At 70.2% G+C, this 10258-nt stretch carries 12 protein-coding genes; 6 read left to right on the forward strand and 6 right to left on the reverse strand.

Annotated features, from left to right (window positions below):
* Positions 1-66 precede the first annotated feature (66 nt).
* From ACIBF7_RS06635 to ACIBF7_RS06655, 5 genes are all read right to left on the reverse strand, one after another.
* On the reverse strand, positions 67-591 hold the full coding sequence (locus ACIBF7_RS06635; RefSeq protein WP_271280238.1) for an AAA family ATPase: 525 nt from the start codon (positions 589-591) through the stop codon (positions 67-69).
* Positions 588-2210 carry a lysine--tRNA ligase gene (gene lysS / locus ACIBF7_RS06640; RefSeq protein ID WP_397196595.1) on the reverse strand — a complete coding sequence of 541 codons (1623 nt, stop codon included), beginning with the start codon at positions 2208-2210 and terminating at the stop codon, positions 588-590. The genes ACIBF7_RS06635 and lysS overlap by 4 nt, the downstream gene beginning before the upstream one ends.
* 40 nt (positions 2211-2250) lie before the next feature.
* Positions 2251-2751, reverse strand: coding sequence for a DinB family protein (locus ACIBF7_RS06645; RefSeq protein WP_397196596.1), 501 nt, complete (start codon positions 2749-2751; stop codon positions 2251-2253).
* A gap of 9 nt (positions 2752-2760) precedes the next feature.
* Entirely contained in the window at positions 2761-4419 is a 1659-nt protein-coding gene (locus ACIBF7_RS06650; protein WP_397196597.1) for a PQQ-dependent sugar dehydrogenase, read from the reverse strand.
* A 129-nt stretch (positions 4420-4548) separates the two neighbouring features.
* A complete protein-coding gene (locus tag ACIBF7_RS06655) occupies positions 4549-4815 on the reverse strand; it encodes a hypothetical protein (RefSeq protein WP_397196598.1) in 267 nt (88 codons plus the stop codon).
* Between the two features lie 316 nt (positions 4816-5131).
* Here ACIBF7_RS06655 and ACIBF7_RS06660 point away from each other — a divergent pair, with 316 nt between their 5' ends.
* Positions 5132-6016 (forward strand): sulfotransferase family protein, encoded by an 885-nt coding sequence (locus ACIBF7_RS06660; protein WP_397196599.1) that lies wholly within the window; start codon positions 5132-5134, stop codon positions 6014-6016.
* A gap of 51 nt (positions 6017-6067) precedes the next feature.
* On the opposite strand, the gene ACIBF7_RS06665 is transcribed toward ACIBF7_RS06660, so the two are convergent.
* On the reverse strand, positions 6068-6643 hold the full coding sequence (locus tag ACIBF7_RS06665; RefSeq protein WP_148036247.1) for a helix-turn-helix domain-containing protein: 576 nt from the start codon (positions 6641-6643) through the stop codon (positions 6068-6070).
* Between the two features lie 148 nt (positions 6644-6791).
* On the opposite strand from ACIBF7_RS06665, the gene ACIBF7_RS06670 reads away from it, so the two are divergent.
* From ACIBF7_RS06670 to ACIBF7_RS06690, 5 genes are all read left to right on the forward strand, one after another.
* Positions 6792-8129, forward strand: a complete 1338-nt coding sequence (locus ACIBF7_RS06670; protein ID WP_148034936.1) for an FAD-dependent oxidoreductase — start codon at positions 6792-6794, stop codon at positions 8127-8129.
* A gap of 1 nt (position 8130) precedes the next feature.
* Positions 8131-8385, forward strand: coding sequence for a hypothetical protein (locus tag ACIBF7_RS06675; RefSeq protein ID WP_148034933.1), 255 nt, complete (start codon positions 8131-8133; stop codon positions 8383-8385).
* Positions 8386-8427: 42 nt separating this feature from the next.
* A complete protein-coding gene (locus ACIBF7_RS06680) occupies positions 8428-8919 on the forward strand; it encodes an MSMEG_0572/Sll0783 family nitrogen starvation response protein (RefSeq protein WP_148034932.1) in 492 nt (163 codons plus the stop codon).
* Complete coding sequence (locus tag ACIBF7_RS06685; protein WP_148034931.1) at positions 8919-9752, forward strand: amidohydrolase family protein; 834 nt, start codon at positions 8919-8921, stop codon at positions 9750-9752. Before ACIBF7_RS06680 ends, ACIBF7_RS06685 begins: the two co-directional genes overlap by 1 nt.
* An 80-nt stretch (positions 9753-9832) precedes the next feature.
* A complete protein-coding gene (locus ACIBF7_RS06690; protein WP_187281463.1) occupies positions 9833-10246 on the forward strand; it encodes an OsmC family protein in 414 nt (137 codons plus the stop codon).
* The last annotated feature ends 12 nt before the right edge of the window (positions 10247-10258 follow it).

Consider the following 10258-nt stretch of genomic DNA (forward strand, 5'->3'; position numbering starts at 1 on the left):
AAAAGGTGTTCTTACCGGCGAACGTCCATCCGGTCATGACGGCTTGACAACGAGCCGTCCCATGCGCTAGATCGTGGCTTCCTTCGTACGGGCCAGAATCTCGTCGACCGTCTCGGCGGGGGTCTGCGCGGAGGTGTCGAGCCAGAGGCCGATGCGCGGCGTGTCGCGGCGCAGCCCCGCGTCCAGCTCGGCCACGGTCCACGCGCCGTAGGCGGTCTTGGCGCGTTCCGCCTCCCGACGCGCCACGGTGGCGGCGTCCGGCGCGAGCACCACCACCATCAGCGGGCGGGTGGTCACCAGCCGGGTGAACAGCTCCAGGTCGGGGCCGAGCACCACGTCCTGCACCACGGCGGTGAACCCCTCACTCGCGTAGAGGTCGGCCGCGGCGGCCGCGACGCGGTAACGCAGGCGGAGCTGGCGCACCGCCTCATCGCCGGCGCCGGGGGTCATCGGCACGCCGCCGGTGACCACCATGCGGCGGAACACGTCTCCCCGCACGTGCGCGGCCCTGGGCAGCCGCTCGGCGAGCGCCTGCGCCACGGTCGACTTGCCCGCCGCCTGGATGCCGGTGATCAGGTAGACGGCGCTCACACGCCGGCCAGCTTGCGGACCCGCTCGGCGCCCACCGCCAGCAGCAGCGTCGGCAGCCGCGGCCCGGTGTCGCGGCCCACCAGCAGCCGGTAGAGCAGCGCGAAGAAGGCCCGCTGCGCCGCCTTCACCTCGGGCGTCGGCTTGGCGTCGGCCGCCAGCCCGGCCCGCAGCTTCGGCACCCCGTACACCAGCGTGGTCAGCCCCTCCAGCGACCAGTGCTCGTCGAGGCCCTCCGTCAGCATGCGCAGCGACTCGCGCTCGTCCTCGCCGAGCGAGCCCAGCAGCTCCTCGTCGGGCGACTCGCGCACCCGCGTGCGCTGGTCGGCGGGCACGTGCGTGTCGATCCACGCCTGCGCCCGGTCCAGCCTCGGCCGGACCTCGTCGAGCGCGGCGACGCCGTCGAGGTCGCCGAGTATGCGCCCGATCTGGCCGGTGTCGCCGGTCGTGACGTCCGCGATGGAGGCGAGAGTCCGGTAGGGCACGGGCCGGGGGGTGGCGGCCAGCGGGCCGCGCGAGGTGCGCACGGCCCTGGCGTGCGCGGCCAGCTCGGCCGGCTGCGCCTCGTCCTGCGCGACCTTGCGGCCGAGCGCGTCCCACTCGTCGTAGAGCCGCTGGATCTCCTGGTCGAAGGCGACCTTGAAGGACTGGGACGGCTTGCGGCGGGCGTAGAGCCAGCGCAGCACCGGCGCCTCCATGATGCGCAGCGCGTCGGCCGGGGTCGGCACGTCGCCCTTCGAGCTGCTCATCTTGGCCATGCCGGTGATGCCGACGAACGCGTACATCGGCCCGATCGGCCGCTCGCCGCCGAACACCGGGCCGACGATCTCCCCGCCGACCACCCAGGCCGAGCCGGGCGAGTGGTGGTCGACGCCCGACGGCTCGAACACCACGCCCTCGTACGCCCAGCGCATCGGCCAGTCGACCTTCCACACCAGCTTGCCGCGGTCGTGCTCGGCCAGCCGCACCGTCTCCCCGAACCCGCACGCGCAGGAGTAGGCCAGCTCGGTGGTGTCGTCGTCGTATGCGGTGACCGTGGTCAGGTCGCGCTCGCACATCTCGCAGTACGGGCGATAGGGGTAATAGGCGCCCGGCCGCTCCTCGCCCTGCTTGGTGCGGTAGCGCGCCAGCACCGCGTCGATGCTCTCGCGCTCGCGCATGGCGGTCAGGATCTGCTCCCGGTACGCGCCCGAGGTGTATTGCTCGGTCTGGCTGATGCCCCGGTAGTCGACGCCCAGCTCCGCCAGCGCCTCGATCATGGGCGCCTTGAAGTGGTCGGCCCACGAGGCGTGGTCGCTGCCCGGAGGCGCGGGCACCGAGCTGAGCGGCTTGCCCACGTGCTCGGCCCACGACGGGTCGACGTCCGCCGGCACCCTGCGGAACCTGTCGTAGTCGTCCCACGACAGCAGATGCACGCACGCGTGCCCGCGCTTGCGGATCTCGTCGGCGACCAGGTGAGGGGTCATCACCTCGCGCAGGTTGCCCAGATGGATCGGCCCCGACGGGCTGAGGCCCGAGGCGCACACGATGGGCTCGCCCGGCGCGCGGCGCTCCGCCTCGGAGATCACCTCATCCGCGAACCTGGACACCCAGTCGGTCTCCGTGCTGTCAGCCACGCTCATCGCGCCATTCTTGCGGTTCCCCGGGGCCGAGGCCAACGCGCTATTCCCCGGTCGTGCCGTCGATCCGCTCGCGCAGCAGGTCGGCGTGGCCGTTGTGGCGGGCGTACTCCTGGATGAGGTGGATCAGCGTGCGCCGGTGCGACACGTCCTGGCCGTGGCGCTGCCCCTTGGCGAGCGCGTCCAGCGGCAGGGCGGCCGAGATCTCCCGGGCCCGCGCGATCTCGGCCCGCCAGGTGGCGAACGCCTCCTCGGCCGAGGCGGTGTCCACCTCCTCGAAGTCGGCGTCCTGGCGGGTGTCCTTGCCCCACAGCCGCGGCACGTCCTCGCCGTCGATGATCTGGCGGAACCAGGCCCGCTCGACGTGCGCCATGTGCCTGACCAGGCCGAGCAGGGACAGGCCCGACGGCGGCACGGCGCGCTCGCGCAGCCGCTCCTCGCTCAGCCCGGCGCACTTGGCGGCGAGCGTCTCGCGCTGCCAGTCGAGCCAGCTGTTGAGCACGGCGCGCTCGTCACCGGTGAAGATGGGTGGTGTCCGTTCCATCCGGGCAAGCTAGCGCACTTCGCACGCGTAGCCGGAGGGCAGCCCGGCGTCGGCGCCTGACCGGGTGGCCTGGAAGCCGAACGTGGTGCTCTGGCCGGGGCCGAGGGCGCCGTTGTAGGGGGCGTTCTCGAAGACCGCGCCGGACCTGGCGGCGTTCCACGAGCCGGTGATCTGGTGCCCGGCCGGCAGGGTGACCGTGACCCGCCAGCCGGTGATGGGGGACGTCCCGGTGTTGGTCACCGTGACGGGCTGGACGACGTAACCGGTGGGCCACTGCGTCTGGGTGGTGGCCACCGCCGCGCATCCGCCCGTGGTGCCGCCCGTGGTGGTGGTGACGGTGACCGTGCCGGAGGCAGGGGAGAGGTTGCCCGCCGCGTCACGGGCGCGGACCTGGAAGCGGTACGTGCTCTGCGGCGTCAGCCCGGTGGCCGTGAAGGTCGTGGTCGCGGAGGTGCCCACCTGGGCGAACGAGCCGCCCGACGAGCCCGGCGCGCGCAGCACGTCGTAACCGGCGACGCCGGTGTCGTCGGTGGAGGCGGCCCACGTCAGGGTGGTCGCGGTGGCCGTCGTGCCCGTCGCGGTCAGGTTGCCCGGGGCGGTCGGCGGGGTGGTGTCGCCCCCGGTCGAGGCCGGTGGGACGCGGACGATCCGGTCGTCCTGGGCGACCGGGTTGCCGCGGCCGTCGCGGTTGCTGGTCGCCACCCAGAGCCAGCCGTCGGGGCCCACCGCGACCGCGCGCAGCCGCCCGTACTCCGAAGTGAACTCGGCCTGCGGGGTGCCCGCCGTGCCGTCCGGGTTCAGCGGCACCGCCCACAGCCGCTGGCCGCGCAGCGCCGCCGCGAAGAGCGTGCCGTTCGCGTACGCGAGACCGCTCGGCGACGCCTCGGCCGTGGTCCAGGTGACGATCGGGCTGCGGAAGGAACCGCTGCCGCAGGCGCCCTCGCAGGTGGGCCAGCCGTAGTTGCCGCCCGCGACGATCCGGTTGACCTCGTCCCAGGTGTTCTGGCCGAACTCGGTCGCGTACATCCTGCCCTGCGCGTCCCAGGCCAGCCCTTGGACGTTGCGGTGACCGTAACTCCAGACCCGGGAGCCCTGGAACGGGTTGTCGGCGGGGATCGCGCCGGTGGGCGTGATGCGCAGGATCTTCCCCGCGAGGCTGTTGAGGTTCTGCGCGTTCGAGGTGGTGCCGGCGTCGCCGGTCGCCACGTACAGCATGCCGTCGGGACCGAACGCGATGCGGCCGCCGTCGTGGATCGTCGCGCTGGGCACCCCGGAGAGGATCACGGTCTGCGTCTGCGGCGCGGTCAGCTCGAACCTGACCAGGCGGTTGTCGCCGGCGGTGCTGGTGAAGTACGCGTACACCCAGCCGTCCCTGACCGCGATGCCGAGCAGCCCGCTCTCACCCGAGGCGCTCACCCCGGCGACCGTGGCGACCTGCGTGGCCGCCTGGCCGGGGCGTACCCGCATGATGCGCCCGGTGTTGCGCTCGGAGACCAGCCCGCTGCCGTCGGGCAGGAAGGCCAGCCCCCACGGCACCTGCAGCCCCGTGACGGACACCTCCGCCCGATCGAAGTCGAACCCGCCGACCACCTGGGCGCGCGCCCCGGGGGCGGTGAGGACCAGGGCGACCAGCGCCATGACGAGCGCGGGGACGAGACGGGCGCGCATGACGGGCTCCTTGGCGGGATCGTCGTATGCGGACGCCAGCACCGTAGGCACCGGTGGCGCGAGACCTCAACGACCGCGGCAGGTCAGAGCCCGCGACCTGCGACGACGCCTGTCTTGGAGGTGAAACTTTCAGGCCAGGGCGGCGGTCTCTTCCTGGCTGAAGGCGATCACGATGTATCGGCCGTTGGCGTAACTGACCACGGGCCGTCCGAGCCGCTCGCCCACCCTGCGGGCCACGCCCTGGAAGAGGTCGACCATCTCCGGGGTGTCGGCGCTCACCCTGAACCGGCCGCTCGTGAGGAGGTGCTCGGTGACCAGGGAGGCGAAGTTGGCCTCGGCGCGGGCCTGTTCCTCCGCGTCGAGGGGGGTGCGACGGACCGGGGAGTGCTGGGGCATCGCTGATCTCCTTCTGATCGCCGTACCGGCATGCTAGCGGCGGCTCCAGGTTCCCTGGGAGTAGTAGCCGTTCGGATAGCCGTGCGGGGGGTGCGGAGATAGGTTGTCGGGACCCTCCCCAGGTAAGGACGTATGTGATGCCGGCCCAGACGCCGCCGACGATCTCCCCGCGGACGAGCGGGGCCAGCATGGGGGATTTTTGCCGTTATCTACCGTTTAAGTTACGTTTGTCGCACTACGGCGACCGTAACTCTTGTTCCGGACGCCCGAATCGGGGGAGAGGGAAGCACGCGGACGGAAAGGCAGCAGGTCGCGCATGAGCGTCGTGAAAACCGGCATCAGGCGAAGGGTTCGGCTTCTGGGTGAGGCGCTGCGTCCCCCGAAACCGGCCAAGGCGATGGACGCGAACAGGCCCAGGAACGCCGACTCCCCCCGCCCGCCGAAACGCGTGCAGGTCGTCGACTACAGCGTCCCGATCATGCCGCGCCAGGTGGAGTCGCCCGTCTTCGTGATCGCCTCGGTCCGATCAGGCTCCACGCTCCTGCGCAGCCTGCTCAACAGCCACTCCCGCGTCCGCGCCCCGCACGAGCTGCACCTGCGCACGCTCAGGGTGCAGCCGGCCCCCGGCTTCTCCGAGGAGTCCATGCTGGAGCTCGGCCTGGACCAGGTGGAGCTGGAGCACGTGCTGTGGGACCGCATCCTCCACCTGGAGCTGCAGCGCAGCGGCAAGGACGTCATCGTCGACAAGACCCCGGGCAACGTCTTCACCTGGGAGCGGCTGAAGTACGCCTGGCCGAAGGCGAAGTTCCTCTTCCTGCTGCGCCACCCGGAGGGCGTGGTCTCCTCCCTGGAGAACCGCAAGGGCAACACCAGCTCGCGCGAAGCCCTGGAAGCCAACGCGCTGAAGTACTTCAAGCCCCTGGAGAAGGCCCGCACCACCCTCGACGGCCTGACGCTCCGCTACGAGGAGCTGACCGCCGAGCCCGAGCGGGTCACCCGCGAGGTCTGCGACTACCTGGGCGTGCCCTGGGAGCCGGAGATGCTCGACTACGGCAAGCACGACCACGGCAGGTACCTGCCGAACCTGGGCGACCGCAGCGACAACATCAAGTCCGGCCGGATCCAGCCGGCCCGCACCTTCGGCACCGCCACGCTCTCGCCCCGGCTCGCCAAGTACGCCGGCGCGTGGGGCTACGCCTGACGTCACCAGCACGACGGAAGCCGTGCGTCTCCAGGGAGGAGACGCACGGCTTCACTGCTGCGGGCGCAGCGCCATCCAGAGGACCACGCAGTCTTCCTCGGCCGGATTGCGCCAGGAGTGGGGCTGCTGGGTGCGGAAGTGGAGCGAGTCGCCGGCGCCCAGCATGTAAGCGGTGTCGGCGACCGTGAACGCCAGCTTGCCCGACATCACGTAGAGCAGCTCCTCGCCGGGGTGTCCCATCGGCTTGCTGCCGCTGCTCGCGCCGGGGAGGACCGTCGCGACGGCCGCCGCCATCAGGAAGTCGCCGTACGGGCCGGTGATCCCGGCCAGATCGAGCCCCGCGTGGGAGGTGTAGATCGGGCGCCTGTTGGCGGCCCGGGTGTGGACCGTCGGCAGGTGGTCGTCGTCGTCCTCGACGAAGTAGGACACGGGGAGCTCGAACGCTCCGGCGATCTTGAGCAGGGTCGTGATGGTGGGGACCATGTCCGACTGCTCGATCTTGTGGATCGTCGCCGCCGACACATCGGCGCGCTCGGCAAGTGACTGAAGCGAGTAGCCGTTCTGCTTGCGGAGTGACTTGATCTTCGGGCCGATACCGGAGACGACTTCGGCCACTCGTGCGATCACGCAGACCCTCCGCCAAACTCACGCGTTTCTCGGGTTCTCAACCAGTCCTTGTACACACCTTGACGGTACCTCAGAGCTACGTCAAGTATGGTGAATAGAAATTTGAGCATGCTCAATGCGGTGAGTTCCGATGGGAGACGAGCGGGAGATGACCAGGCGAATCGTTGTTGTAGGCGGTGGAGCCGCTGGGATGGGTGCCGCGGGTGCCGCCAAGGGCACGGACCCGAGCGCGGAGGTCATCGTCTTCACCGGATACGAGGACGCCGCGTACAGCCCCTGCGGGATTCCCTACGTCCACGGCCGCGAGATCGCGAGCTTCGAGTCGCTGTTCATGGCGACCAAGCAGCAGTACGTCGACCAGGGCATCGACATCCGCTACGAGACGACCGTCGCGAGCATCGACGTCAAGGCCAAGACGGTGACCACGACCGACGGGACCGTCGAACGCTACGACTCGCTCGTGCTCGCCACCGGCTTCGACTATGCCGACCCTGATGTGCCCAACAGCGACCTGGGCGGCATCTACTACGTCAAGAACATCCGCCAGGCGATGGAGTGGGACAAGGTCCTCGACACGGTGAAGACCGCGGTCGTCGACGAGGCGACGCCGCTGGGGGCCGAGATGGTCACCGCGCTCGCCCACCGCGGCATCGAGACCCACCTGGTCGACCCCGCCCCCTGGGCCATGTCGTCCGCGACCGACCCGGACATCATGGAGCCGGTCCAGGAGTCCTGGATCGAGATGGGGGCCAAGCTCCACTTCAACACCAAGGTCACCGGCTTCGTCGGCGACGGCGGCAAGCTGCGCGAGGTCACCACGTCGCAGGGCGGCATCCAGGCGGACCTGGTGGTCGTCGCCACGAAGAAGGTCCCCAACGTCGAGCTCGCCACCGCCGCGGGTCTCAAGACCGGCATGAGCGGCGGCCTCATCGTCGACGGCCGGATGCGCACCTCGGTGAGCGGGGTGTACGCGGCCGGCGACTGCACCGAGATCCCGCACGGCGTCTCCAACGTGCCGATCCAGGGGCTCTCCGGCAGCCACGCCTACGCGCAGGGCAAGGTCGCCGGGGTGAACGCGGCAGGCGGCACCCGCGAGTACCAGGCCGTCTACGTGCCCTGGGGCATGGTGGCCGGCAAGTGGATGATCGGCGGGGTCTCCTTCAGCGAGACGCTGGCGACCGCCCTCGGCGTCCCCTTCGTCGTGGGCAACGCGCAGGGCATCTCCCGGGCGCGCTACTACCCCGACGTGAAGCCGGTCAAGGTCAAGCTCCTGGCCGAGCCCGAGCATCTGCGGCTCATCGGAGCCCAGCTCGTCGGCGGCGAGGGCATCAAGGAACGCGCCGACTTCCTGGCCATGGCCGTGCGCACCGGGATCACGATCAACGACCTGGCGACGATGGAGAACGTCTACAGCCCGCCCATCGGCGCGCTCAACGAGCCCATCTCGCTCGCGGCGCAGAACGCCCTGTCGAAGCTGGGGAAGTGAGATGGGGCTGACTCGCTGGGTACGCCAGACGTCCGAGCACTACCTGATGATCGACGCGCAGGACAAGGTGGCCGCCCGTCTCGGCGCCACCCGTCCTCTACCGCCCCGCGGCGTCGAGATCTTCTGGCGCCGGATCTACGTCCCGGTCTTCCACCGGCTGCCCCTGAAGCTGCGCAACGCGGTCATCGCGCGCATGCCGGGGAGCCACCAGAAGCAGTGGAAGCAGCAACCGCCGCGAAAGGGACCGGCGGTCTGACAGCCGACAAACCATAGAGCGAGTAATTCACGAAGGAGTGACATGTCCACCAAGACGGTAACCGTCGCGACTCCCGCCGAAGGCGACGTTCTCTGGGACACCAGCGAGAAGGTCTTCGAAGACATCCGGGCCGAAGAGGGTCAGAAGGCCACGGTCTTCATCCACTCGGTCCCCTTCGAAGGGTCCGTCTCCCTCGTCAACCTGATGACGTCCACGCGCCTGCAGCGCAAGGGGTTCAAGCTGACCGTCGTCCTCTACGGCCCCGCCGTCCTGCTCGGCGCCGCCGGTCGCGGCTACCCCGCGGTCGGCAAGGAGGGGTTCCCGGGGAACCTGGCGGTCAACAGGCAGCTCCAGACTCTCCTGGACGAGGGCGCCACGATCTACGCCTGCCGCTTCGCCATGGGCGCGCTGTACGGCATGCGGGAGGACGACCTGATCCCGGGGATCAAGGCGTTCAACCCGCTCGACGTCCTGGACTCCGCCCTGACGGCATGGCGGGAGGGCCACTTCCAGCTCAACACTTGGACCATGTGATGACGAAAGCACCATCGCGGCACTCTGACGCCCACCGGCACATCGGAGTTCTGCCCGCCTTCCCGTTCTACGGCGGACCGCCCGTCAACCCGGACGTGAAGGCCCGCGCCACCGTCGACGAACTGCTCGCCGACCTGGACGCGGAGGGCACCGAGCGGGCGCTGGTGATCCCGAACTACGGGGTCCCCGATCCCAAGCACTCGTTCGAGCTCAACGAGCTCGTCGTCGAGGCGGCGGCGAGGGACGACCGGCTCCGCGCCGCGGTGTGGGCGTCTCCGCGACCGCAGGACGCCGAGCTCACCGAGAAGGCGCTGACGCTCGTCGGCGAGACCGGGGTGAAGGCTCTCAAGATCAGCTTCCTGCTCGGCGGGTCCGTCGAGGACGCCGAATGCCAGGTCCAGCTGGACAAGATCTTCGCCGCCGCCAAGGCCAACAACCTCGTCGTCCACGTGCACACCTCGCCGGGTGCGCAGTCGGACATCGACAAGGTCGGCCAGCTGGTGGACCGGTACGCCGACGAGACGCCGGTCCACCTGGTCCACTTCGGTGGCGGGGTGAGCGGCCACATCAAGCTCATCGGCACGAGGTTCTTCGACTGGATCGAGGCCGGCAAGAAGGTCTACACCGACCTCACCTGGTCCGTCGGGTTCGCTCCGTACTGGCTCGCGCAGGAGATCGAACGGCGCGGGATCGGCGGCGACCGCGTGCTGTTCGCCTCCGACCTGCCGTGGGGCGACTTCGCGGGTGAGTACCACCGCATGATCGAAGCCGTCGGCGACGGTGAGCTGGCGGACCTCGTCTTCAACGAGAACTTCGACCGCCTGTACAGCTGACTCACAGGGGGCCGCGGGTCCCGGGGCGCCGCCCCGGGGCCCGCGGTCTCTCATCTATGCGCTGCACCAAGGGAGCAGATTTGGCAAGATCCGGAGAATCGCAAGAAGTCATCGCGAAGTGGGAGGGCGACTGGCGGGCGACCGTCACGGCCGGGGCGTTCTCGTTCCCGGTGGACGAGCCCCCGGAGGCCGGCGGAACCGACACCGGCCCGATGCCGACCGACTACTTCCTCGGGTCGCTCGCGTCCTGTTACGCGCTGGCGCTGGCGTGGTCGGCGCGCAAACGCGGCATCGAACTGCCCGACCTCCAGGTGTCGGCGGTCGGCGAGTACGACGGCCCGCGCTTCAAGGAGATCAGGCTGACCGTGAACACCAGCCTGCCGATCGAGGAGCTGGAACCGCTGCTCGCCCCGGCCTCCCGGGTCTGCTACGTCTCCAACACGCTCGCCCACGTCCCCAAGATCGACGTACGGCAGGCCGACATCTGCGCCTGAGGCGAGGCGCGC

The organism is Nonomuraea sp. NPDC050478 (assembly GCF_044458265.1).
Lineage (GTDB): Bacteria > Actinomycetota > Actinomycetes > Streptosporangiales > Streptosporangiaceae > Nonomuraea > Nonomuraea ferruginea.

Excerpts from the sequence above, each read along its gene's own strand:
- lysS (WP_397196595.1), bottom strand. The coding sequence starts at position 2,210 with ATGAGCGTGGCTGACAGCACGGAGACCGACTGGGTGTCCAGGTTCGCG.
- ACIBF7_RS06645 (WP_397196596.1), bottom strand. The coding sequence starts at position 2,751 with ATGGAACGGACACCACCCATCTTCACCGGTGACGAGCGCGCCGTGCTC.
- ACIBF7_RS06650 (WP_397196597.1), bottom strand. The coding sequence starts at position 4,419 with ATGCGCGCCCGTCTCGTCCCCGCGCTCGTCATGGCGCTGGTCGCCCTG.
- ACIBF7_RS06655 (WP_397196598.1), bottom strand. The coding sequence starts at position 4,815 with ATGCCCCAGCACTCCCCGGTCCGTCGCACCCCCCTCGACGCGGAGGAA.
- ACIBF7_RS06660 (WP_397196599.1), top strand. The coding sequence starts at position 5,132 with ATGAGCGTCGTGAAAACCGGCATCAGGCGAAGGGTTCGGCTTCTGGGT.
- ACIBF7_RS06670 (WP_148034936.1), top strand. The coding sequence starts at position 6,792 with ATGACCAGGCGAATCGTTGTTGTAGGCGGTGGAGCCGCTGGGATGGGT.
- ACIBF7_RS06675 (WP_148034933.1), top strand. The coding sequence starts at position 8,131 with ATGGGGCTGACTCGCTGGGTACGCCAGACGTCCGAGCACTACCTGATG.
- ACIBF7_RS06680 (WP_148034932.1), top strand. The coding sequence starts at position 8,428 with ATGTCCACCAAGACGGTAACCGTCGCGACTCCCGCCGAAGGCGACGTT.
- ACIBF7_RS06685 (WP_148034931.1), top strand. The coding sequence starts at position 8,919 with ATGACGAAAGCACCATCGCGGCACTCTGACGCCCACCGGCACATCGGA.